The organism is Streptomyces sp. NPDC036764, from assembly GCF_055609385.1.
This window is the reverse complement of the sequence record NZ_JBVJPT010000022.1, coordinates 42,870-66,837: the sequence shown is the minus strand read 5'-3', so window position 1 is coordinate 66,837 and position 23,968 is coordinate 42,870. Positions and strand designations below refer to the sequence as shown.

Below are 23,968 nucleotides of genomic sequence, written 5' to 3'. Positions count from 1 at the left end.
GTCAGGGCATGGAGGTATCGGCAGCGAGGGCCGGGCCACGGCACGCACGAGAGCAGCGGAACCGGCGCGGAACGCTGCAGGCGGAGCAATCACCAAGTACCTCCGTAGGTGAGGGGGCGGGCGGCTGGTGCCGCCGCGCGGAGACGCGGCGGCACCAGACCGGGGTGACCTGGGGGCCGGGTCAGGCGACGTTGGTGGTGCAGGCGCCGCAGGTGGACCCGCAGTTGTCGTCGGTCAGGTTGACCAGGCCCGCCGGGTCGGCGATCTCGACGAGGGAGACGTCCAGGTCGAAGCCGTCCGATGCCCCCGGGATCTGCGGGCGTACTTCGGTGCGGCTGGGAACTACGGTGCTGCGCGTCATGCTTCAACTCCTCGCAATCGTTGTGGTGTTACTGGGCTGGAGCGCCCACCAGGTGCCGCCACGGGAGCGTCGCCAGACGGCTGCTCCCCGGACGGCTCCTGGCCGCCCGGCACGAGGGGACGTGCTCCGCGTAGGGTCCTCGCGGGCTGCCTGCCTCACGCCGGGAAGTCGTGTGCCGTGAGTCTGATCAAGCGGATGCCGGCCGCCGGTCCATGAAGTAGGCGACTGCCTGTGCCTTGAGGCGAACGAGGCACGGCTCGCACGCGTAGAAGGGGGCGTGCTGCCCGTCCCACTGCACCGGGCCGAGCCAGATCACCAGGACTCCGGTACGCCCGCAGCCGAGCCAGCAATCACCGGTGATCCACGGCCACTCCATGGAGGGACGTCCCCTTTCTCAGCTGGTCGGGATGGTCGATCTGGCGGCCAGTTGGGAGCGCCGGCCCAGAGCTGGAACGGCAGGCCCCGTTGGCGTATCTCAGCCAGCCGTCGACCGCTCGCTCCCAGCGGCCAGGCGCAGAGGGCGCAGTCCATGGCCATCTGCTGGCGGGGCCGGAGTCGGGCGAGGTCCGGAAGGGGCGAGGGTGCCGTGGCCGGGATGCTCACTCGCCGCCCCCGGTGCGGAGTTCCGCCCAGACCTCTTTGCCCCAGGGGCGTCTGCCCGAGCCGTGCAGGTCATAGCCCCAGCGGTCGGCGACCGCATCGACGAGGAGCAGTCCGCGGCCCGACTCGGCGTCGTCAGCCGCCTGGCTGAGTATGGGCAGACGCGCTGGTTCCCGGTCCACGACCCCGACACGCAGTCGTGTCGCGTCCGGTCGCGCAACCGTGAGGCGGATCTCGGAACATGGGGTGTGCCGGGAGGCGTTCGCGATCAGCTCCGTGACGATCAGCGCGGCACGGTCGGCGAGGCCGTCGAGGTGCCACACACCGAGGACGTCTCGGACGAGGTCGCGGCCGATCTCGGCCGTGGACGGCTTGCACGGGAAGGTCTGGCTGTACGTCGGGTGGCCGGCGGAGAGGGCCTCAACTGGTGTTCTCAGACTCGTCATTGGGGTGGAGCCTTCGTGTCGTCTCGGCGCCCGGCCCGCCCCTGCGGGGGAACCTCAGGGGCGGGCCGGGCCGTCAACAGCCGCCCGCACGGTGGGGCTCGTCGGGCGACCAGCACCCAGACAACTCCCTTTCCCAGCAGGTTGGTTAGGGCGTTCAGGTGCTCAGTCGACGGACCGACCTAGGGCGTTTTGACCTCTCCTTTACCTGGCGGGTGTGGACCGCGCGGGCTACCGTGCCCGCATGGACACCACCCGCAACACCGTTCTTGAGGCGTGGATGACCGAACACGGCTACAGCTCCAACAGCCTCGCCGAGGCCGTGAACAGGGCCATTGAACGGTTGACCGGGCGCCCTGGAGGACTCGACGGCTCGTCGGTGCGGGCGTGGAAGGCGGGCAGGGTTATGTGGCCAAAGGCGGCCGCCCGCAAGGCACTTGAGGACGTCACCGGATTACCCGCCGTCGCTTTAGGGTTCGTGCCACGGGGCCGGCCTTCGTCCATCCCGGCCCCACCGCAGCAGGAGGACCCCGACATGAAGCGCCGTACCCTCGTCGGCAGCATTGCTGCGGCAGCCGCCGCAGCAGCCGCACCCGGTACCGCATCGCCGCGCCGTATCGGCATGAGCGACGTCAACCGCCTGAACAAGCGCTTCGCCGAGATCATCGCCAGCGACCACCGCCACGGCGGACAACTCGGCATCGAACAGCGGGCCGCCGCCCTCGCCGACGAGGCACTCAACCTCCACAACGCCGGCAGCGCCACCCAGCGCGTACGCAGCAACCTCTACGCCTCCGCAGCCGCCTTCCGCTCCTCCGCGATGTGGGCCGCCATCGACGGCCGCCGCTACGACGTCGCCAAGGCTCACATGCGCGAGGCCCAGGCCCTCGCCGAGATGTCCGGCGACCAGGCGATCAAGTTCCGCATCTGGAGCCACGCGGGCACCATGTACCGCCACATGGGTCGTCCGGCCGACGCGCTCGCCGCCAACGACGTCGCCCGCAACCTGCACCTCACCCGCCGAGACCCCCTGTTCGCGTCCCTCGGCCTGGCCCGACAGGGCGCCATCCACGGCACGGCGCAGGACCGCACCGGCACCCGCCGCGCCTTCGATCAGGCCCAGGACGCCATGCTGCGCGCCGACCCCGCCGACTACCGGCCGGTGTGGATGCTCGCCTTCTACGACCAGGCCGAGCTGGACTCCCTGGCGCTCTCCGCACACTTGGCGCTCGGCGACTACTCCACCGCCGAGTACCACGCCCACCGCTGCCTGTCCGCCCTCCGGCCCCACATGATCCGGTCCCGGGCCATCACCACGACCCGGCTCGCCCACACCCAGCTCGCCCAGGGCGCCCCCGACGCCGCCACGACCACCGCGATGAAGGTCCCCGCCGAAGCCGCCACCCAGCACGCCCGGGTGACGCGCATGTTGCAGGAGTTCGGGGCCGCGCTCCGCGCCACGGCGCCGGGGAGCCCCAGCGTGCAGACCTGGACCGAGCACGCCGCCACCTGGAGGATGGCCGCATGACCACGGCGCCCGCCATCGAACTGCGCACGTTCACCACCCTCGAGACCGCCCGCGGCGACCTCCTCGACGTGTACGCCGACGTGCGCGCCCCGCTGCTTCACCTGCCGAACTACGCCGTCACGGCGTTCGGTGAGCGCCTGGACCGGCACGGCACCGAGCCGGGCTTCACAGCCGTCCTCGCGTACGCCGACGGGCATCCGGTCGGCTACGCCTACGGCAACACCATCGAGCACGGCGACAGGTACTGGCAGCGCACCAGCCCGACGCCGGCGGAGAAGTACACCGAGCGCCCGGCCGTGGCCCTGAAGGAGATCGGCGTCCGCCCGACCTGGCGGAAGACCGGCACCGCCCGCCGCATCCACAACGCCCTCCTCGCCACCCGCGACGAGCCATACGTCACGCTCATGGTCAACCCGGCCGCCGGCGACGGAAAGGTCCACGCCCTTTACATGTCGTGGGGGTATCAGGACATCGGACAGAGTCAGCCGTCACCGGCCTCTCCGGTGCTAACTGTGATGATCCGAGCGAGCCGATGATCGGCCCGGTCAACAGCCCGACGGATTCCGCCTGCACGCGGGCGGCCCCCTTCGCCTGCGGCATGCCTCCCTCACCGACGCCGCCCCCGACTATCCTCACAACACCGACTGGAACCAGTTCACCGACGACTGGGCTGAGAAGGCATATGCCGGAATCGCCGAACAGGTGCTTGGCAAGCGGCTCCCCTGAGTCGCGTCACCCCCTGCGGCCGCAACGGAGACCACCTGGGCCCCACGCCTGCCGGCACCCCCGTACAGCATCCATCCACGCCGGTGCTCTGCCTTGCCAACTACCTCGAGCAACACGGCTGCACTACCCGTCGCCACCTGGGCCTCTCGCACGCCTGTCATTCCCACCTCACTCGCCCCGACGACCTGGACAGCCTCGCCTAAGAGGGCAACTGATCTGGTTTGCAGGTGATTTGGGGTGTTCGCAGTGACCGTGGCGACGGTGGGTCGTTGCGTGTCTCGTGAGTTCTCGCCGCCCTTATCGCAGTGACGTCTCTGATGCCCGCTGGACGTTGATCGAGCCGGTGTTCGTGGCATGGCGGGCCGCGCGCACCGGTCCGGGAACGGCGGCGCGGGTGCATGATCTGCGAGAGATCGTGAACGCCATCCTCTACGTCAACCGCACGGGTATCCCGTGGGAGTACCTGCCGCACGACTTCCCTCCGTACAAGACCGTCTACGACTACTACGCGAAGTGGGAAGTGGACGGCACTACGCAGCGGGTGCACGATCTGCTGCGCGCCAAGGTGCGCCGTGCGCAGGGCCGGGCTGCGGCACCGTCGGCTGCGGTGATCGATGCCCAGAGCGTGAAGACCTCCGCGAACGTCGCTGAGGTCAGTCAGGGCATCGACGCCGGCAAGAAAATCAAAGGGCGTAAGCGTCACGTGGCCACGGACACGCTCGGCCTGGTCCTGGCCGTCATTGTCACGGCCGCCTCGGTGCACGACTCCACCGGCGGAAAACGCCTGATCGACGAGCTCGCCGCCTCGTATCCCAGCGTGACCAAGGTCTGGGCCGACGGCGGATACCAGAACAGCGTCTTCCAGCACGGAGCCGCAAGGGGAATCGACGTCGAGGTCGTGAAACGGCCTACCGCCAAAGGATTCCAACCCCAGGCGAAACGTTGGGTGATCGAGCGAACGTTCGGCTGGCTGATGCAGCACCGGCGCCTCGTCCGGGACTACGAAGCACTGCCCCAGCGATCCCGCGCAATGGTCCACTGGGCCATGGCTAACAAAACTAGCCGCGAGCTCACCGGAGAATCCACACCAACCTGGCGAATCGAAACCGGCGAATCGGGCAGAGCGACCTGAACATTGATCAGATGCTCTCTAAGAGGTCCTAACAGAAGCGGTCGATGATGTGACTGTCAGTCTGGATGCTTGTTGGTCCAGTCGTGTCCGCTTCTGGCATTGGTGGCCCAGGTAACCAACACGCGCTGATTCCTATAAGGGCGGACGGCCAGGGCCGACCCCTGTGTGGGCCGTCATAGCTTGCGGTGGCGTCGGGTGGGTCGATCGCGGGCCCACGAGCGGCGGGAAGGACAGTGGCTCGTGTCTACCGACCCCGGCGTTGGCGAGGAGCACCACTCAAGCCGAGCAGGGGGAACATGCTCTGCGGACCACCACTGCCGTCGGCGCGTGAGCAAGAGCCAGCGACCTGACCGCGGCGAACCACCCCGCCTCGGCGGGCACACGGACGGTCGCGGTATCAACAAGGAGGACTCACCTCCACTCGCGCGGAGACCGCTCGATGATCCGTTGCGTGGCGGGCTTGAAGGTCGACTCACCTCCGCTTGCGCGGAGACCACTCGGCCGTGGCTGTACTCGTCACTACGGTGACCGTTTCACGTCCGCTCGCGCGGAGAGCACTCTCCGTGCTGGCAGTAAGCCGCCAGCGGGGCTGACTCAGCTCCGCTCACACGGAGAAATCCCGCGACTCACCTCCGCTCACACGGAGGCCGCCGCAGCCAGGGTTCGTGGCCTCGGGGAACCACGGCTCACCTCCGCTCGCGCGGAGACCACGGGTGCAGAACTCGGACCGGGCGGTGTCTCACTGACTCACCTCCGCTCGCGCGGAGACCACGTCTGCCCTGAGAGGTGATCACGTGAGTAAGACGACTCACCTCCGCTCGCGCGGAGACCACCGGTTCTTCTGGATCTGCTCGTAGAAGCCGGACGGCTCACCTCCGCTCGCGCGGAGAGCAGATGCCTCTCCAGAACCTCATCAACCAGACGATCGGGCCACCTCCGCTCGCGGGGAGAAGACGGCACCCGCCTGAGCCGAAGAGACGCCTTCCACCACCGCGACAGCGGACGGATCACCCATTCACCTCTGCTCAGGCGGAGAAGGCAAGCGCAACGCCCTCTACCCGATCCGAGACTGTGGTTCACTTTTGCCTCCACGGAGAGTAGACAACTGCCACAAACAGAGGCGGTTCGCGGCCGGTTCACCTCCACTCGCGTGGAGACCGCACCGGCATGATTGAGGCGTTCAGCGACTACGGCGACTCACCTCCGCTCGCGCGGAGACCACACCTGATCCTTGATCTCTGGAACGCGGTACGGCGACTCACCTCCGCTCGCGCGGAGACCACATGAAGAACCGGATGGGGCTGGCGGCCATGCGCGACTCACCTCCGCTCGCGCGGAGACCACGTGTTGAAGGTGTTCACGTACTGGTTGGCCGCCGACTCACCTCCGCTCGCGCGGAGACCACGCGTTCACGGACAGGCTCGAACCCCTCACCCGCGACTCACCTCCGCTCGCGCGGAGACCACCATTCCCCCCGTCCCGCGCCGCAGCCTTCCAACGACTCACCTCCGCTCGCGCGGAGACCACTGCCGACGCCGCTGGGTGCGATTCACGGGTTGCGACTCACCTCCGCTCGCGCGGAGACCACGGCTCGTGGGTGGAGCAGAAGGACGGGCCCGGCGACTCACCTCCGCTCGCGCGGAGACCACGATGGCGATCCGTTCCCGGCACTGAACACCGGCGACTCACCTCCGCTCGCGCGGAGACCACTGCTTCGCGCACACTGGGGCCGTCATGCGGGTCGACTCACCTCCGCTCGCGCGGAGACCACGACGCCGGATGCGTGATCTTCTTGGTGAACGCCGACTCACCTCCGCTCGCGCGGAGACCACGCCTACGCAGAAGACCGTACGGCGCGTCATCCCGACTCACCTCCGCTCGCGCGGAGACCACATCCGCCAACTCCACGCAGCCGGCTTCACCGACGACTCACCTCCGCTCGCGCGGAGACCACACCGTGGTCGGCTCCGACTTCAAGCAGATGGACGACTCACCTCCGCTCGCGCGGAGACCACTCGGACGTCCGCGCGCTGCCGGAGAACATGTTCGACTCACCTCCGCTCGCGCGGAGACCACCCGCCCGAGCGGCTGATGACCACGCCGGTCGTCGACTCACCTCCGCTCGCGCGGAGACCACTCGGTTGACTGCATCGTCACCTCGCCGCCTTACGACTCACCTCCGCTCGCGCGGAGACCACAGGCTCAGGGTGAGGCCCGAGCTCTCCCCGTACGACTCACCTCCGCTCGCGCGGAGACCACAACGCCACGCGCCACGGGATGCCGAGCAGGTTCGACTCACCTCCGCTCGCGCGGAGACCACTGGGTGTACGCGAGGGCCTCCGCGCCGTGTTCCGACTCACCTCCGCTCGCGCGGAGACCACCCCGCCCCCAGCGCAGACGCCCCCAGGCCCACCGACTCACCTCCGCTCGCGCGGAGACCACTCGACCACCCACTTCACGGCGGCCGTGGCCGCCGACTCACCTCCGCTCGCGCGGAGACCACATCTGTGCGGGCGAGCATTCCGGGGCGGGCGGCGACTCACCTCCGCTCGCGCGGAGACCACCACCGGCCGGCCATGCCGATCGCGGCCATCGACGACTCACCTCCGCTCGCGCGGAGACCACCGCGACCAGGCGTTCATGACCGACACCCAGGGCGACTCACCTCCGCTCGCGCGGAGACCACGGCAGCCCCCAGCCTCCGACCCACTCCTTGAACGACTCACCTCCGCTCGCGCGGAGACCACCCGCCACGGCCGGCCAGCGACTTGAGTGCCGACGACTCACCTCCGCTCGCGCGGAGACCACTGAGTGCTGGCAGGCGGGAAGGGGCGCCCCGGCGACTCACCTCCGCTCGCGCGGAGACCACTGCTCGACCCACTTGGAGCCCATCTCGGCGTTCGACTCACCTCCGCTCGCGCGGAGACCACACTTTCCGACCTGGGCTTCTTCAGCCGCTTTGCGACTTCTTTACATGATGCGAGGGGGCTAGCCGCGTGATCGTGGCCTGATGGGCCTGTTGGCGTTCCATCACTCGGATTCTACGGTCCGATTCGCCCTTGTCGTGGTCTTCGTGCAGGTGGAAGGCCATTGTCAGTGGGCCTTGCTATCCATAGGTCTCATGATGAAGCGCGATCCCATTCCTCCGGGGAAGTCCCGGGTCGAGGCCCGGTTATGGGGGAAGGAACACGGCCTGCCGCACCCCTACCCCGTGATCTGTCATCTCCTTGATACCTCAGCGGTGTTCGGCGCCCTCTGGGACGTCCTGTTGAGCGATCAGACGCGGGCGGGAATCGCTCAAGCGCTGGGGCTGGCGGTGCACGAGACGCGGCGCGTTCTGTCGTTCTGGGCGGGGCTGCATGATCTTGGAAAGATCACTCCGCCGTTCCAGGCGCAGGTCCCGGCGGCTTTCGCCGCAGTGCGCAGCGACCCAGGCTTCGGGTTCGCTGTGGGAGCGGAGCGGGAGCGGGCGTTTCGGCATGAGATGGCTACACACTGGGCGTTGGTGCAGCTCCTCGATGAGATCGGATATCCGAGCAAGGGGCGTGTGATGCGGCGCTCGGTGAGTCATCAAGTTGCGCAGCTCCTCGGGGGGCACCACGGGTGTTTCGGAGTTGCTCTGCAGGTCAAGGAGGCGGCGCACGCAGGCGCCTACCAGCCAGGGCTCGGCGGCGAGGGCTGGGCGTCTCAACGGCGTTGTCATTTCGATGAGTTGCGGCGGGTCACCGGTGCCGTTGCGGTGCCGCGCCACGGGCTGCCGGCCGAATTGGCAGTGATCGTGACGGGGCTGGTGGTCGTCGCGGACTGGCTCGCCAGTCAGACCGAGGCGATCCTTCCATTGTTGCCTGCGCGGGACTGGCAGGCGACGGCGGAAGCAGTCGACGCGCACTGGGAGCGCACGAGGAAGGTGGCTCCACATCTGGTGGCGACAGCGCGTCTGGGACGTGCTCGGTTCGTCAGTGTTGGTTTCGAGGAGATGTTCCCGTTCGCGCCCAATGCTCTGCAGGGCGACCTGGCGGCGCATCTGCCCGCGCTCGTCGATGAGAAGGGGCCGGGGCTGGTGCTGGTGACGGCGCCGACCGGGGACGGCAAGACCGAGGCGGCCCTGTATGCGGCGTCGGTGTTGGGGCGCGTGTCCGGCGCGCGGGGGTTGTTCTTCGCATTGCCGACGATGGCGACAGCGGATGCAATGTATCCGCGGGTGAGTGAGTTCGCCGGGCAGGCGCTGGAGGGGGAGCGGGCGTTGACGCTGCTGCATTCCATGGCCTGGCTCAGCCCCGCCTACGCCACCGCGATGTCTGCCACGACGGATTCGGGAACGGTGAGTGCGGACGCGGGCACCGCGACGGAGGCCGGGATGTGGCTGCGGGGTTCCAAGCGTGGCCTGTTGGCCCCGCTGGGGACCGGGACTATCGACCAGGCACTCAGTGCGGTGCTGCCGGTGACCCATAACGCCCTGCGCTTGTTCGGGTTGTCGGACAAGGTGTTCGTGGTCGATGAGGCGCATGCGTACGGGCCGTGGATGCACCAGATGCTGGCCCGGTTGCTGGAGTGGCTGGGGGCGTTTCGTGCCCCGGTGGTGTTGTTGTCGGCGACATTGTCCGGGCGGACGGCTTCGTCGCTGGTGGATGCCTACCGCCGCGGGGCGGGGTTCCTTCGGGCGTCGGCGGTCAAGCCCTGCTATCCGGGCTGGGTGTTCGCCGATGCCGCCACCGGAGAGGTTGCAGTCCCGCGGGAGGTCGGCAGCGCGCGCGCTCGCAAACTGGACGTGCGGGTGCGGCCGGTCACGTGGGATGCCATGGCAGCGGCGGGCAGTCCGGTGCAGCCGAAGGGGCGGCGTGCAGCGTTGCGGGAGGCGCTGGAGCCGGTCGCCTTGTACGGGGGGACCGCGTTGGTGTGCTGCACCACGGTGGCCGAGGCCCAGCAGACCTTCCGTGACCTGCGCGCCGCTTTTCCCGACCTCGCCGCGCGGACGGGCGGGGTGCGGCTGCTGCACTCGCGCTACCCGGCCCATGTCCGGCAGCGCATCACCGCCGGGTGCGAAGCGGCGTACGGCAAGCCGTGCACAGCGGAGGCAGTGACAGGGCCGCGTCCGGCGTCGATCCTGGTGGCCACCCAGGTGGTGGAGCAGTCACTGGACCTGGACTTCGACCTGGTCGTCACCGATCTTGCCCCGCTGGCTCAGCTGCTGCAGCGCGCTGGCCGCGGACGCCGCCACACTCGCGGCGCCACCGGGCGCCCGGCCTGGGCGCTGGCGGAGGAGGAGCCGCGCCTGGTCGTCCTGGAACCGGTCGGCGACGACGGCACCGTCCTTGTGCCGAGGAGCTGGGGCAGCGTGTACGACGCCGGGCTGCTGCAGCGCACCGCCCATCTGCTGGGTGAGCGGGCGGCGGCCGGTGTCGCGGTGCCCGAGGCGGTACAGGAGCTGGTCGACGCCGTGTACGCGGAGGACTTTGTCGATCGGCTGGACGGGGCAGCGCAGCGGGAGCTGCGGCAGATGGACGCTGTCCGGCAGGCCGAGGAGGCAGCCGAGGCACATCTGGCCGACTTGGTCGCCATCTGCGCGCCCGCCGACGTAGCCGGGGACCTGCACCGGCTCAGCCGCCGGGAGGCTGGGGTCGGCGAGGAGCTGCTGACCACCCGGCTGGGGGCGGACAGCGGGCGCCTGCTGTGCCTGTACGAACAGCCCGACGGCGCCCTGACGCTCGATGAGGCTGGCACGCTCCGGCTGCCCACCGGTGGTGGAAACGGGCTCACGCACACGGAGTTGACGCAGGTGATGGCGCACGTGGCGCCGGTGCCCGGCCGCTGGCTGCTCGGGGCCGAGGGCCACCTGGCGCCGCAGGGCTGGGACAAGCACCCCGTACTACGCGAGGTGGTCCTGCTCCCGATGCAGCCCGCCGACCGCGAGGAGACTGGCGCGGTGTGGAGTGGCCGCCACGGCACCCGGACGATCCGGGCCTCCGCCGTCGGACTCGAAACCATCTGATCATTCCCGGCTACTTCCCGAAGAACCTGCCTCTGCGAGCAACACACTTGGCTACGGTCCTCAACCAGTATTTACCCAGCGCGAATTGGGCGACGACGTACTGGTGGAGGCCAAGCCGTCAGCCCGCTCGCGCGGGCAAAAGGGGGAGAGTCCCACGTCGCTCTGCGAGCAACACACGGCTCACCTCCGCGCCTGCGGAGACCCCGACCTCATTGTGACCGGCCTCCCGGCGAAAGGAGCCCGATGCCGACCAGCACGCATAACTTATTCGACGAACCATGGATCCCCGTCCGCTGGACCAACGATGCGCAGCCTCCCCATCCGGAGCGTGTGGGGCTGCGGGAGCTGCTGCTGCGCAGCGGCGACATCGCCACCCTCACGATCACTGATCCACCCGCGCACTCCGCGCTGCTGCGCACCCTGTACGCGCTCACCGCGCGCGTGACCGCACTGGACGAGGCCGCACCCGGCGACTGGGGGGAACGGCGTCTGGACACCCTGGGTGTTGGCCGGCTCCCGTCAGAGGGGATCGACACCTACGTCAGCCGCTACCGGCACCGGTTCTTCCTCTACGACCCCGATGGGCGACGGCCATGGATGCAGGATGCCCGGCTGACCGACCAGTGCGACGCGGACAAGACCGCCGGGGTGAACAAGCTGATCGTGACGCGCCCGGCGGGTAACACCCACGCCTGGTTCCGACACGGCAGCGATGCCCGCCCCGACCTGCCCACCGCGGCCGAAGCGGTACTGAACCTCCTGGTGTGGCACTACAACGGGCCTTCCGGCCGCTGCTCGGCCCGAGAAGTGAACGGGGTCAAGACCGCCAGCACCACAGCCGGCCCGCTGCGCACCGCCCTGTCTTACCACCCCGAGGGCACCAGCCTGTTTGAGACGCTGCTGGCGGGCCTGGTCCCGCCCGAGCAGACCGTGAGGCGGGAAGACGACCAGTGCCCGTGGGAGTGGGAGGAACTGCCCGACCCGGATGCCGCCCCGCCCCTCCCTGCCGGCCCATGCGCGCGGCTGACCGCCTGCTCCCAGCACGCCCTGCTGCTCGTCCCCGACGAGAACGATCCGGAGCTGGTGCGGGATGCGTACATCACCTGGGCCTACCGCACAGGCCGCATCCCCCGTGACGACAACTACCTGATCTGGCAGATCAGTCAGCAGAACAACCGCTACCCACGCCCCGCCGACTCCAGGCGCGCCCTGTGGCGCGACCTGGACGCCCTGCTACTCAAAGAGCCGCCCGGCACCGCCCAACCCCAGCGGCCGAAGGTCTTCGAGTACGCCAGCGAAGTCTCCGAAGACCTTCGGGTGCGAGCGCTCGGCTTCGAACAGGAAGGCCAGGCCAAGGACACGCAGTTCGTCGATGCCGCCACGCCCGCAGTGCTCGGCTTCGCCGAGCAGAAGGCACCCGCTACCGCGCCTGCCGTCGGGCGGCTTCGCCGGCTCGGCGAACTGTACGGGCGCCGACTGGAGCGGGCGGTCAAGCGCGCCTGGGCCGAGTACATGAACGATCCGAAGGCCAACGGCGACACCTGGATGGCCGAAGCCGCCGCCCGCTACTGGCCGGCCGCCGAGACCGAATTCTGGGACTGCTTCCGCCGCCTCGACCCCACCGGCCACCAGCCGTACGCCGGTCTCGATGCGGCCGCCGCACGGAGTGCTTTCCTGCGCCTGGCCACCAACGCCTACGAGACGGTCACCGCGTCCATCACCCGCACCCAACGCGGCGCGAAAGCCGTAGCCAACGCCCGAATCGAACTCTACGGCGGCGCGCCCAAGAAACCCACGCCTGCGCAGGCCACCTGACAGTGGCCCACCCCTGACCGAGGAAGACCAAGAATGACAACACCGACCGTTACCGATGAACCAACGACCACACGGCGGCGCCGCCTGGTCGCCTACACCCGCTGGATCGAGGATCTCTGCCGTGAGGAGCCCGGCGCCCGCACCGCGCTGCGCAGCGGACTGCGCCGCAGCCTGGACGACGTCCCCCGCATGCACCGCTTCATCGCCCCCTGGCTACCCCAGGACCGAACGACACCCGAGACCGAGCAACACGCGTACTACGCGGTGGCCGCGATGATCGCCGCCCAACCCCGCAGCACCTACACCACCCCCGAATCCGACACCGCGCACACACCAACCCCCGAACCGGACCACCCCCCGCAGACCGCAGAGCAAACCCCCGCCGGGCGCTACGGCACGAGCCTGGGCCTGGCCTTCGCCCTCGCCGTGACCGAAAGCCCCGCACGCGAGCGGGAGATGAGAGAGTCCACCGCTGAGTCCCGGCTGAACCTGCTCACCCGGCAGAGCGTCAACGGCCTGCACCGGCACCTGCCCGCCGCCATCGGCTACCTGCGCGACCTCAACGTCCCCGTCGACTGGGCCCAACTGCTGGCCGACCTGATCGCTTGGCCCGCCCACCGCGGCCGGATCTCCCGCCGCTGGCTGCAGGACTACTACCGCCAGCGCACCCAGACCATGCGCGAGAACGCCAACCACGCCGACCAGGACGAAGCCGAGAACCCCCGACCCAGCACGTGATCCGCCGACGTTCCGTCACGTCACCACACAACCCCACACACCGAAGGAAAGAGGAACCCACTGTGCACACTCCGGCCCGCTTCATCGACATCCACGTCCTGCAGTCCGTCCCCTTCGCCAACCTGAACCGGGACGACACCAACTCCGTCAAGACCGTCCAATACGGCAACACCCTGCGCACCCGCGTCAGCAGCCAGTGCTGGAAGCGGGCCATCCGCACCGTACTGGAAGACCACATCGGCCAGGCCGCGCTGCGTACCCGCCGCCTCGGCGAACGCGTCACCCGCGAACTCGAACTCCGCAGCTGGCCGAAGGACTTGGCCCAACGCGCCGGCGGCCACGCTGCGGCGGCCAGCGGCATCAAGTTCGAACTCGCCAAAACCCCCGGCAACGCCAAGCAGCCCGCCCCCAACAAGGTCCTCACCAACGCCCTGGTCTACGTACCCGAAGCCGCCATCAGCGACCTCGCCGACCTCGCCGAGCAACACCGCAGCGAGCTGGAGCAAGCCAAGGACATCACCAAGCCCACCGACAAGAGCATCCTGCCCGCCGCCGACGTGGCCGCCGTCCTGCGCTCACGTAACGGCGTCATCAACCTCTTCGGCCGCATGCTCGCCGAGATCGACGACGCAGGCGTGGACGGCGCCGTCCAGGTCGCCCACGCCCTGACCACCCACGAAACAGACGTCGAACTCGACTACTTCTCCGCCGTCGACGACGTCACCGCCCTGTGGGACGACGCCACCGGCAGCGGCCACATGGGCCACGCCGAATTCAGCGCCGGCACCTTCTACCGCTACGCCACACTCGACCTGCGCGACCTTACCGCCAACATCGGCGATGACCCCACCTCTGCCCGCGAACTGGCCGACGCCTTCCTGACCTCCTTCATCACCTCCCTGCCTCAGGCCAAGAAGAACTCCACCGCCCCGCACACCATCCCTGACCTGGTCCACGTCTGCATCCGCAGCGACCGGCCCCTGTCCTTTGCGGCTGCCTTCGAAAAGCCTGTCCAGGCAGCCGCCCACGGCGGTTTCGCCGCCCCCTCCCGCACCCAGCTCACCGCCTACGCCGAGGCCGCCAACACCCTGCTCGGCACCCACGGCATCCTCACCTCCGGCTGGGCCAGCCTGGACACCCACGACCTGGCCGGGCTCGGCGAGCGCCACGACTCCTTCAACAGCCTGATCACCGCTGCCCTGGACACCGCCCTCGCCCCCGCCGGGGCCGCTGCATGACCACCCCCGAACAGCCTGGGCTGCTGCTGCGCCTGAGCGGACCGCTGCAATCCTGGGGCGAGCGAAGCCACTTCAACGAACGCGACACCGCCAGCTTCCCCACCCGCTCCGGCGTCATCGGCCTGCTCGCAGCCGCCCTGGGCCGACGCCGCGACGCCCCCCTCGACGACCTCAACCAGATGTCGATCACGATCCGGGCCGACAGACCCGGCGTACTCCTGCGCGACCTGCACACCGTCGGCGGCGGCCTGCCACCCAAAGCCACCGTCACCACCGCCGAAGGCAAGAAACGCAGCGGCGACACCGCCACCCTCCTCACCCACCGCACCTACCTCGCCGACGCCGCCTTCACCCTCGCCCTCACCGCCCCACAAGGCGATGCCGACCTCCTCGGCCACGTGGCAGCCGCCCTGGCCCATCCACACTGGCCGCCCTACCTGGGCCGCCGCTCCTGCCCACCCGAAGGCCCCCTCCTCCTCGGCCACTTCGAGAGCGTCCTGCACCACCTCGTCCACCTGCCCATCGCCGCCCCCCGCCCCAAAACCAGCACCCGGAACATCGACTTTCTCGCAGACCACCCCCTCCACCACCTGCCCGCACCCGAGGACAGCACCAAATCTGGCACCGACACCGGCGCCCACCCGGTCGGCCAGGTCAACGACCAGCCACTCACCTTCCACCCACGCCACCGTGCCTACCGCGCCCGCCCCCTCTACCGGCGCACCCTCCACCTCCCCGCCGACCAGCACACCGGCCTGGGCACCACCCACCTCACCAGCCTCACCGCCTACCTGACCCACCACACCAACCAGCCCGAAGGGAGCCCCCGTTGACCATCTGGCTGACCCGCATCATCCCCAACCCCCGCCACGGCGAGGCCCGGCGCGACCTCACCGGGCGCCACACCGCCATGAACCTCCACCGCCGCCTCATGTCCCTGTATCCCGCCGACGCCGGCCCCGACCCCCGCGCCCGTTTCGGCGTCCTCTTCCGCATCGACGACACCCCCACCGGCCCCCACATCCTGCTGCAAAGCACCCACCAACCCGACCTCACCAACCTCCCCGACAACTACGGCACCTCCCACAGCCGCCCCCTCACCCCCCTCCTCGACGCCCTCAAACCCGGCCTGACCATCCGCTACCGCTGCGCCGCCAGCCCTGTCCGCAAACCCGGCGCCACCACCCGCGCCCTGTACCAGCTCCCCGCCGTCGTCCCCCTCACCGGCACCCACGCCGACGAATGGTGGACCCGCCAGGCCCACACCGCCGGCCTCCAACCCCTCACCCTCAACTCCCACCCCCTCGACGCCGCCCGAGCCACCCGCACACCAGCCCAGTCCGACGACCGCCAACGCATCCGCCACGCCCGCACCCGCTTCGACGGCTCCGCCACCATCACGGACCCCGACCTCCTCCGCCAGAAGATCACCGAAGGAATCGGCCGAGGCAAGGCATACGGCTGCGGTCTCCTCAGCATCGCCCCCGCAGGAAACACCTCATGACCCGCCCCGCCCCCACATCGGGCACCAAGCGCACCACCCCCGGCGAAGCACGACGCAGACTGGCGGCACCCACCGTCGCCATGCTTCCCCGCATCGCCGATTCGCTGTCCTTCCTTTACATGGACATCGTGCGCATTCACCAGGACGACACTGGAGTCTGCACCGTGGTGACCAGCGAGCAACGCGGCACAGAAACGATCTACCTACCCACCGCTGCCCTCAGTTGCGTCCTGCTGGGCCCCGGCACATCCATCACCGCCCGCGCGCTCGCCACCCTCGCTCGCCACGGCACCACCGTCGTCATCACCGGGTCAGGAGGAGTCCGCACCTACGCCGCAGCCCTCCCCGACTCGCTCACCACCACCTGGCTCGAACGCCAAACCCGGGCCTGGGCCGACGACAACCAACGACTATCTGTAGCCACCGTCATGTACGAGAAACGATTCGGAACAGGCACCGTCCCACCCGCAACAAGCCTCGCCCAACTACGCGGACTCGAAGGCAGCGGGTCAAGGCCCAATACCGCCTGCTTGCCCAGCAATACCGGATCGGCCGATTCCGTCGCGCGTACGACCCCACGTCCTGGGACACTCAGGACCCGGTCAACCTAGCCCTGTCGTCCGCGAACACCTGCCTCTACGGCATCGTCCACGCAGCCATCCTCGCCCTCGGCTGTTCACCCGCGCTCGGATACGTCCACAACGGCAACCAACAGGCTTTCGTCTACGACATCGCCGACCTGTACAAAGCAGAACTCACCATCCCCCTGGCCTTCTCGCTCCACAACTCCACCGACCCTGAGGCCGAAGCCCGGCGATCCTTCCGTAACGGCCTTCGTCTGTTCAAACTCCTCCCAAGGATCATCGCCGACATCCAGGACCTCCTCGCCCCCGGACCCGACCGGGACATAGCCGACCCCGAGGAACGACTCGTGGACCTCTGGGACCCTGTGACCGGCCCCGTCCCCGGAGGGGTCAACCACGCAACCGATACCTAACAACGGATCGGCCCAAGGAGCATGAAAACACCGCCATGTCCTCCATGATCACCATCTCGACAACCGCAGTCCCAGACCACCTCCGCGGCGCCCTCACCCGCTGGCTCCTTGAAGTAACACCCCAGCTGTACGTGGGCACAGTCTCAGCACGCGTGCGCGATGAACTCTGGGCATCTGTAGCAGCATGCACAGATGACGGCACGTCTGTCCTGGTCTACCCAAGCGACAACGAGCAAGGCTTCGAACTTCGCACGGTCGGAAGACGCCGGCGCCACCCAGTCAACTTCGACGGTTTGACTCTGGTCGCGTTTCAGGCCGCCAGTAAAGACACAGTAAAGCCGGTCTAACACTGCAGGTCGAAAAGCCTGCTCTCCGCGCGAGCGGAGGTGGACCGCCCGCTCCTGGTACCGCATCACCAACGCGACCCTGCTCTCCGCGCGAGCGGAGGTGGACCGTCGCCATCGCCACGGCCCCGGTCCTCACAGGCCTGCTCTCCGCGCGAGCGGAGGTGGACCGAAGTTCGAGGCCGCCGTCGTTGTTGCGCTGCTCTGCTCTCCGCGCGAGCGGAGGTGGACCAGTGGACGGCGTTGACGAGGGAGGCGGCGCCAACTGCTCTCCGCGCGAGCGGAGGTGGACCGTTGGACGTCCGCACGGATGGCCTCCTCGAAGTCTGCTCTCCGCGCGAGCGGAGGTGGACCGTCTCGGGTCTGACAGTTGCGTTGGATGCGAAGCTGCTCTCCGCGCGAGCGGAGGTGGACCGTAATGCGTCAGCTCCGCATTGGGGGAGGCGGACTGCTCTCCGCGCGAGCGGAGGTGGACCGCCCATCGCGCGTATGAGCCGGGACGGCATGAACTGCTCTCCGCGCGAGCGGAGGTGGACCGTCCTCGGCGGACCAGACCTTGAGGCCGGCCGCCTGCTCTCCGCGCGAGCGGAGGTGGACCGCCCTCAGCAACGTCCGCGCGGTGACCGGGGCTCTGCTCTCCGCGCGAGCGGAGGTGGACCGGACTGGTTGGGCCGGTCCGGGTTGGGCTTGGACTGCTCTCCGCGCGAGCGGAGGTGGACCGTGGTCGGCGATGTTCCCGAGCGGGGCCTGCACCTGCTCTCCGCGCGAGCGGAGGTGGACCGTCATGTGGGGCCCGGGAGGTCTGGTGGTGGGTCTGCTCTCCGCGCGAGCGGAGGTGGACCGAGTAGTTCCGGTATGGGTACTCGTGCTGTTGACTGCTCTCCGCGCGAGCGGAGGTGGACCGTCCACGTCCCACTTGTTCGTGTTCGTGTGGTGCTACTCTCCGCGCGAGCGGAGGTGGACCGTGGCGTCAGGCAACGAGCTTTCCCGGCGGGGACTGCTCTCCTCGCGAGCGGAGGTGGACCGCCGTTCTTACCGGAGAGTCGGGTGATCGTGGCCTGCTCTCCGCGCGAGCGGAGGTGGACCGTCATGGCGAGCCACGGCGAGCAGCGGCCAGTACTGCTCTCCGTGCGAGCGGGGTTGGACCAACGTTCTTCCTGGAACGGCTGGTCACTGCCGAGTACGTACGGCTCGCGCTCATCGGCGATGACATGACCGAGCACCCCGACTGGCTGAGCCTGCTGCGGCGGGCCCATCTCGCCGGCTGAACCGCCTGCACGGCCAGAGTCCGGACTCGGCTGGAGGAGCGCACAGCGAAGGGGAAGAAGACGCATGGCAACTCATGAAGAGATGACGGAGGTGTTCGGCGCGGAACGCGTGGTCACGCTGGCCCGTTCCGTCGCCGAGGAGCGCGGACTGTCCGAGTCCGACGCCGAGGTGCTGTGCAATGCCGGGGTCCCCGACTTCGTCGACGTCCTGTTCACCCTCGACACCTCCGAGGAGGGGCCCGACCCCTTTACCGTGATGCCGGTCGTCGTCGGCGAAACGCAGACCCGCTTCTCGTGCTGGGCGGCCCCATCGACGACCCCGCCTGCGGGTACTGCCTCGACATGGAGGGCGGGCGGCTACGTGATCCTCGTGTCCTTCGACGAGGAGTCGCGGGCCGAGATCGCGAACGGTATCTTCGCTGATTTCGTCGAGTGGTCACTGGCTGCTCTAGCCAGCAGTTGATCGGTGTCGTCTACTCGGTGCTCCGGCAGAGGGCAGCGCCCGCTGGGCAGAGCTTCTACCCGGGCAGTATCCGTCGCTCTGCCTCGGGACGTATGCCAACGGCTGTGTCGTCTCAATGTGATTGCGGGAGCTGGCTGATCCACAGGTCTCTGATATGCGATGCTGCACACGCTGAGAAGGCGACCTAGACAAGGTTGAGTTGGCTTTTGTGCCCACTGACCTGCACGGCTGGAATTCTTCAGACGAGCCTGCATTCTCTTGAGGCGACGTTAACGGCGGCGAGAGTTGGGGACCGGATGTTGGTGACCAGTGAGCCAGAGGCGATTTCCGCCCGAGTTTGGCACTTCTCTGGGTTGTAATGATGGGCGTGGCACGAGGAGCGCTGAGACTGGCTGATCTGCAGATGGCCTGTGAATTCGCCGGGCGGGGCATGGTGATGACAGCGAGCCAGTTGGAGAGCTGGCGGAGCGTGGGGTGGCTGCCGCGCCCTTGGCGGCGAGGGCGTGGCTGGGGGTTGGCGGTGGCAGGGGTTGGTCAGGTTGCGGATGTGGATGTGGGTGCTGCGCCCGACGAAGTTGCCGGCGATGCCGCCCAGGTCGTGCTCGACGAGGCAGGCCGCGCGGTCGTCGAGCTCGATCTCGACCCTCGATTGCCGGTTCCGCTTGAGAATTCCGCCGGGGCCATGGCAGACCTGCACGACACCCTCCTACTCACTGCGATGGCCGTCGTGCACAGCACCGACGCAACGCCGAGCGACTACGCCCGCGCCGTCTATGATGCCCTGGACCTTGCCGCCGACCCTGCCACCGGGACGGACCGATGACGCCCCGCCCAAGCCCTCGCCCGGACGTGTGCTATCCACTGGTCGAAAACGGCCTGGACTACTTGCTCGACGTGGTCAGCCGACTGATCACCAAGCCGGGTCAGCAGCCCGGTCCCCGGGACCTGAAGTACGCCGTGCTGCACCTGCAGGCCGCTGTCGAGGTGCTGCTCAAGGCCCGTCTCCAGCAGGAGCACTGGTCACTGGTCTTCGAAAAACCTGCCGCCGCCACCCGCGCGGAATTCGACAAGGCCGACTTCACCAGCTGCACCACCGAGGATGCCTTCACCCGTTTGAGGAACATCGCAGGACTCGACTTGTCGGACAAGGGCATCGCCGCGGTGAGCAGGCTTGCCCGTGATCGCAACGCCCTGATGCACTACGGGCTGACTCAGCCGGCGGGAGCCGTCGAGTCCCGCGCGGCCGATGTCCTCAACTTCCTGCTGCCCTTCCTCGACACCCACGTGCTGCCCGGGCTTGATCTGGCGCAGAAGGCAGACGCCGAGCGGACCATGGCGATCGTGCGTGCGAGCCTGCGCGGCATCGAGAGGTACATCACCACGCGCATGAACGACCTGCGCACCAGCCTGGCCCAGGTTGCGGACACCACCGTCGTCTGCCCGCAATGCGCCCAGCCGGCCCTCGTCGTCGCCCACGGCACCGATCCCACCTGCCGGTTCTGCCTCGTGACCTGGCCGGACGCGGAAGAGGCCGCCGCCGAGTACACGTGGATCGTCCACGGGGAGATCGCCCAGTCGGCCCCTGACCCCGACAACGTCGTTCAGAGGTGCCCCCGCTGCTCCCGGCAGGCCCTGGCGATGCACGCCGTCATCGCCGCCGCGCCCGACGGCACCAGCATCCTGTGCTTCTCCTGCGCGGCTCGCTTCACCCACGCCGACCTCGCCCCATGCTCATGCGGTTGCGGGAACCCGGTCCTGGTCAACGGAGAGGAAAAGATGCGACGCGCATGCACCGACGAAGCCTTCGAAATCCTCCGGACCTCCATTCCCGACCCAGAGCCCGGTTTCCGCCCGGAAGACCACGACCGTGCCCGGGCTACCAACAACCACGCATCATGAACGCCGATGACCCCGCCCCCCGCACACTGGTGGACCTACTACACCTGGCAGGAGCGCCACGATGTGGCGGTGACGCCGGCTTCCTCGCGTAGCTCGCGCCGCGCGCAGGCTTCCGGACTCTCGTTGTGTTCGCGGCGTCCGCCGGGCAGGAACATGTATTCGCCACCGTGGTGGGGGAATGCGGCGGTCAGGATGGCGACCTTGCCAGTTGCGTCACGGGCCACGATGACGGAGGCGTCGCGCGACGCCTCCTGAGGGGATGCGTCGGTCATGGCCCGCATCGTAGAGCTGTCTACTCTCCCAGCCAGGCCGCATACGGCACGTTCAGCACAGTGGGGTGGGCGATGCCGCGGCCGTGGTATTCGTCCTTGCCGAAGGCGTCGCCGCGGTCGGCGCACATGATGATCAGCCACCTTCGTTCGCTGGTGAGGGTGTCGATAAGGCGACCGAGGTGTGCGTCGGCGTAGGCGATCGCGCGCCCGGTTCGCCACATGATGACGGTGCCGGACGTCCCCCCACCGTGCCACGTATTGCGTTGTGACGTACTGCTGGGACCCCGGCCGTACCGACCGGATTCGCCAGGTCTATCCGGAGTACCGCGCGCACGCCGACCAGCTCGGGAAGGAGGGCGGCCTCTGGCTCACCGGCGGGCTAGCCGGTGACTCGGCGCTCGCCGTGCTCCGCACGCGGGACGCCGCGGAGCGGTTCGTGACCGCCGATCCGTTTGTCCGTGAGGGATGGTGTGCGGGACAGCCCGATGGCCAATGCCGGGCCACGTACGTGCGCGCGTGACCAAGGCCCTCCCAGAACCCCTCCTCGGATGGGCCCTTCAACCCGGCGCCCTGCCGGATTTGTCGAGGCACCCACAACTCGGGCTGCCTCCCCGTCGCCCCACGTGCTCCCAGTTGGCGGCCGGGGGGAGGGGCAGCCAACAGACGGAGCCCCGCCCCCGCGTCGACAGGCGGGTGGGCTGCTTGCGCCGTCGTCAGCGGTGCGATGTGCTGCTTTTGAACGTGGCGGAGGCTATGTCGACACCAAAGGCGACGGCTGCGCCACAGCCGACACCGAAGAGTTCGTGAGGCGCCCGTGCCATGTGGCCTGTCCAGGGAAGGGTATTGGGCGGTGTTCTAGTTCACGTCGGTTGGGGGTTGGGTGTGGTGGTTGAGGGTGTGCCAGCGGTGTTGGAAGCGGTTGAGGTGTTTGGCGATGTCGGTGGTGGTGAGGGGTTTGTTGTATTGGCCGGTGATGTTGTGGTTGGCGAGGTCTTTGGTGACGTGTTGGAGTGGGGGGTGGTTGTTGATGGCGCGGTGGCGGGCCCAGATGGTGTAGATGCGGAATTGGAGGAGGTAGCGGGCGAGGGCTTTGGGTTTGATGGGCTGGCCGGTGTTGGTGAGGATGTTTTGGTGGGCGAGTAGGTCGGATAGTTCGGTGGCGTTGGGTTCTCTGCTGTGTTGTTGCTGGAATTGGTGCCAGGCTAGGTAGTAATGGTCGGTTGTGGTGGGGGTGTTGTGCCGTGTGTCGGGGCTGGGTGTGGGCTGTGTCTGACGGCGGGGCGCGATGGTGGTCTCGGCGCTTGGGCCCGACGGGTTGTCATGAGGTGAGTTCCGGTCCTGCTTGACAGCGGTCGGTTGCGGCGTGTGCGGGGTGGGGTCGGTGGGTTGAGGGTTGCGTGGGGTGTCGCGCGCGGGTGTGTCGGTGCGCGTCGCTCGAGGCGGCGGGTCTGGGGTGGCGGCGCGGTGTGATGAATGCTGCTGGTGCGTAGCGAGCTGGTGTGGTGTGGGTGGCTGGGGGTGGGGTTGGCTGTCGCGTTCCTGGTGCGGTGGGTCGTGTGTCGGGGTGCGGGCGTAGTTGCTGGAGTGGTGCCGTGCGTGTCGTGCTGGGGGTGTGGTGTCCTCGGAATGGGATGGGGTGCTGTTGTCTGGTGGCGCGGTGTTGGCGGGCCCGGCGGGTTGGTGGGCTGGACCTGCATGGTCCGTCGGGTCGGTGGGCCCATTGATCGGGCGGTTGTGGATGGGTCGTTGGGCTAGGGGACCCGTCTTTGGCGTGGGAGCTGGCGTCTGTTGCAGTGTGGGTTGCAGCAGCGCGGGCTCGATGCCGGCCGCGGCCAGCCCCGCCGGAGCCGTGTCCGCCAGCGGAACGCCGTACCGCGCCAGACGCAGCGGCATCAGCGACTCCACCGGCGCCTTGCGGCGCCACGCACGACCGAAACGGGAGCGCAGCCGCGCCTGATATACCAGGCGCTCCTGCTCCAGCTTGATCACCTGGTCGTAGGAGCGCAGCTCCCACAGCTTCATCCGGCGCCACAACAGGAACGTCGGCAGCGGGGAGAGCAGCCAGCGTGTGAGGCGGACACCCTCCATATGCTTGTCGGCCGTGATGTCCGCTATGCGGCCGATCGCATGCCGGGCGGCCTCCACGGCCACCACGAACAGGATTGGAATCACCGCGTGCATGCCGACGCCCAGCGGGTCCGGCCACGCCGCCGCGCCGTTGAACGCGATCGTCGCGGCCGTCAAAAGCCACGCGGTCTGCCTCAGCAGCGGAAACGGTATTCGGATCCACGTCAGCAGGAGGTCCAGGGCGAGTAGGACACAGATGCCCGCGTCGATGCCGATCGGGAAGAGGTGACTGAATGGTCCGAAGCCCTTGGCGAGGGCGAGGTCGCGGATGGCGGTGTAGGAGCCGGTGAATCCGATCGCGGCGATGAGGACTGCACCAACGATGGTCAACCCGGTGAGCACGTACTGGGCGCGGGTGGGCGTGCGGCTGTGCGGGCAGACTCTCAGGGCGGCTGGGTTTGGCCTTGTGGAGCGTGGCTGGGACGCCCTCTGGCTGGGGGGAGCGGCTGCGCGAGTGTGCGGTGTGCTGGGCGTGGTGCTGGGGCTGGGTGGTGTGTGGGGCGTTGTTGGCGGCGTGGGGGTGT

The 23,968-nt window shown here is 68.6% G+C and carries 19 protein-coding genes, 2 pseudogenes and 2 CRISPR repeat arrays; of the genes and pseudogenes, 15 read left to right on the top strand and 6 right to left on the bottom strand.

The window, feature by feature from the left end:
- Nucleotides 1–181 precede the first annotated feature (181 nt).
- The 3 genes from ACZ69Q_RS43655 to ACZ69Q_RS43645 all read right to left on the bottom strand — a co-directional run bounded on the left by ACZ69Q_RS43655 (nt 182) and on the right by ACZ69Q_RS43645 (nt 1,407).
- A complete protein-coding gene (locus ACZ69Q_RS43655; RefSeq protein ID WP_016825826.1) occupies nt 182–361 on the bottom strand; it encodes an FxLD family lanthipeptide in 180 nt (59 codons plus the stop codon).
- A 187-nt stretch (nt 362–548) separates the two neighbouring features.
- Nucleotides 549–737: a hypothetical protein gene (locus ACZ69Q_RS43650; protein WP_471054060.1), complete on the bottom strand. Its 189-nt coding sequence runs from the start codon at nt 735–737 to the stop codon at nt 549–551.
- A 223-nt stretch (nt 738–960) separates the two neighbouring features.
- Nucleotides 961–1,407: an ATP-binding protein gene (locus ACZ69Q_RS43645; RefSeq protein ID WP_471054057.1), complete on the bottom strand. Its 447-nt coding sequence runs from the start codon at nt 1,405–1,407 to the stop codon at nt 961–963.
- A 241-nt stretch (nt 1,408–1,648) separates the two neighbouring features.
- On the opposite strand from ACZ69Q_RS43645, the gene ACZ69Q_RS43640 reads away from it, so the two are divergent.
- From ACZ69Q_RS43640 to ACZ69Q_RS43575, 14 genes and pseudogenes are all read left to right on the top strand, one after another.
- On the top strand, nt 1,649–2,932 hold the full coding sequence (locus tag ACZ69Q_RS43640; protein ID WP_471054054.1) for an XRE family transcriptional regulator: 1,284 nt from the start codon (nt 1,649–1,651) through the stop codon (nt 2,930–2,932).
- Nucleotides 2,929–3,468 (top strand): GNAT family N-acetyltransferase, encoded by a 540-nt coding sequence (locus ACZ69Q_RS43635; RefSeq protein ID WP_471054051.1) that lies wholly within the window; start codon nt 2,929–2,931, stop codon nt 3,466–3,468. The genes ACZ69Q_RS43640 and ACZ69Q_RS43635 overlap by 4 nt, the downstream gene beginning before the upstream one ends.
- A 470-nt stretch (nt 3,469–3,938) precedes the next feature.
- Entirely contained in the window at nt 3,939–4,790 is an 852-nt protein-coding gene (locus ACZ69Q_RS43630; protein WP_471054050.1) for an IS5 family transposase, read from the top strand.
- Between the two features lie 1,131 nt (nt 4,791–5,921).
- Nucleotides 5,922–7,720: direct repeats of the CRISPR family, unit length 29 nt; unit sequence CGACTCACCTCCGCTCGCGCGGAGACCAC.
- 80 nt (nt 7,721–7,800) lie between these two features.
- Nucleotides 7,801–10,779, top strand: coding sequence for a CRISPR-associated endonuclease Cas3'' (locus ACZ69Q_RS43625; RefSeq protein WP_471054048.1), 2,979 nt, complete (start codon nt 7,801–7,803; stop codon nt 10,777–10,779).
- A 243-nt stretch (nt 10,780–11,022) separates the two neighbouring features.
- A complete protein-coding gene (gene casA, locus ACZ69Q_RS43620) occupies nt 11,023–12,594 on the top strand; it encodes a type I-E CRISPR-associated protein Cse1/CasA (protein ID WP_471054046.1) in 1,572 nt (523 codons plus the stop codon).
- Between the two features lie 33 nt (nt 12,595–12,627).
- The gene (gene casB / locus ACZ69Q_RS43615; protein WP_471054044.1) at nt 12,628–13,332 is read left to right on the top strand and encodes a type I-E CRISPR-associated protein Cse2/CasB; all 705 of its coding nucleotides are present in this window, start codon (nt 12,628–12,630) and stop codon (nt 13,330–13,332) included.
- A 62-nt stretch (nt 13,333–13,394) separates the two neighbouring features.
- Nucleotides 13,395–14,570, top strand: a complete 1,176-nt coding sequence (gene cas7e / locus ACZ69Q_RS43610; protein WP_471054043.1) for a type I-E CRISPR-associated protein Cas7/Cse4/CasC — start codon at nt 13,395–13,397, stop codon at nt 14,568–14,570.
- Nucleotides 14,567–15,403 carry a type I-E CRISPR-associated protein Cas5/CasD gene (gene cas5e / locus ACZ69Q_RS43605; RefSeq protein WP_471054040.1) on the top strand — a complete coding sequence of 279 codons (837 nt, stop codon included), beginning with the start codon at nt 14,567–14,569 and terminating at the stop codon, nt 15,401–15,403. Before cas7e ends, cas5e begins: the two co-directional genes overlap by 4 nt.
- A complete protein-coding gene (cas6e, locus tag ACZ69Q_RS43600) occupies nt 15,400–16,074 on the top strand; it encodes a type I-E CRISPR-associated protein Cas6/Cse3/CasE (protein WP_471054037.1) in 675 nt (224 codons plus the stop codon). The genes cas5e and cas6e overlap by 4 nt, the downstream gene beginning before the upstream one ends.
- Nucleotides 16,071–17,071, top strand: a pseudogene (gene cas1e, locus ACZ69Q_RS43595) (type I-E CRISPR-associated endonuclease Cas1e). Before cas6e ends, cas1e begins: the two are co-directional and overlap by 4 nt.
- 35 nt (nt 17,072–17,106) lie before the next feature.
- The gene (cas2e, locus tag ACZ69Q_RS43590) at nt 17,107–17,418 is read left to right on the top strand and encodes a type I-E CRISPR-associated endoribonuclease Cas2e (RefSeq protein WP_471054035.1); all 312 of its coding nucleotides are present in this window, start codon (nt 17,107–17,109) and stop codon (nt 17,416–17,418) included.
- An 18-nt stretch (nt 17,419–17,436) separates the two neighbouring features.
- Nucleotides 17,437–18,563: direct repeats of the CRISPR family, unit length 29 nt; unit sequence CTGCTCTCCGCGCGAGCGGAGGTGGACCG.
- Nucleotides 18,564–18,765: 202 nt separating this feature from the next.
- Nucleotides 18,766–19,146 (top strand): hypothetical protein, encoded by a 381-nt coding sequence (locus ACZ69Q_RS43585; protein ID WP_471054032.1) that lies wholly within the window; start codon nt 18,766–18,768, stop codon nt 19,144–19,146.
- 547 nt (nt 19,147–19,693) lie between these two features.
- Nucleotides 19,694–19,969 (top strand): hypothetical protein, encoded by a 276-nt coding sequence (locus tag ACZ69Q_RS43580; protein WP_471054030.1) that lies wholly within the window; start codon nt 19,694–19,696, stop codon nt 19,967–19,969.
- A gap of 62 nt (nt 19,970–20,031) precedes the next feature.
- Entirely contained in the window at nt 20,032–21,045 is a 1,014-nt protein-coding gene (locus tag ACZ69Q_RS43575) for a hypothetical protein (RefSeq protein ID WP_471054027.1), read from the top strand.
- A gap of 53 nt (nt 21,046–21,098) precedes the next feature.
- On the opposite strand, the pseudogene ACZ69Q_RS43570 reads toward ACZ69Q_RS43575, so the two are convergent.
- A pseudogene (locus ACZ69Q_RS43570) lies at nt 21,099–21,317 on the bottom strand (NUDIX hydrolase); the annotation flags it as partial.
- A gap of 20 nt (nt 21,318–21,337) precedes the next feature.
- Complete coding sequence (locus tag ACZ69Q_RS43565; RefSeq protein ID WP_471054024.1) at nt 21,338–21,538, bottom strand: hypothetical protein; 201 nt, start codon at nt 21,536–21,538, stop codon at nt 21,338–21,340.
- 44 nt (nt 21,539–21,582) lie between these two features.
- Between ACZ69Q_RS43565 and ACZ69Q_RS43560 the strand changes: the two genes are divergently transcribed.
- Entirely contained in the window at nt 21,583–21,837 is a 255-nt protein-coding gene (locus ACZ69Q_RS43560; protein ID WP_471054022.1) for a YciI family protein, read from the top strand.
- Nucleotides 21,838–22,172: 335 nt separating this feature from the next.
- Here the strand turns inward: ACZ69Q_RS43560 and ACZ69Q_RS43555 are convergent, their stop codons facing one another.
- Entirely contained in the window at nt 22,173–23,774 is a 1,602-nt protein-coding gene (locus tag ACZ69Q_RS43555) for a DUF2637 domain-containing protein (RefSeq protein WP_471054018.1), read from the bottom strand.
- Between the last annotated feature and the right edge of the window lie 194 nt (nt 23,775–23,968).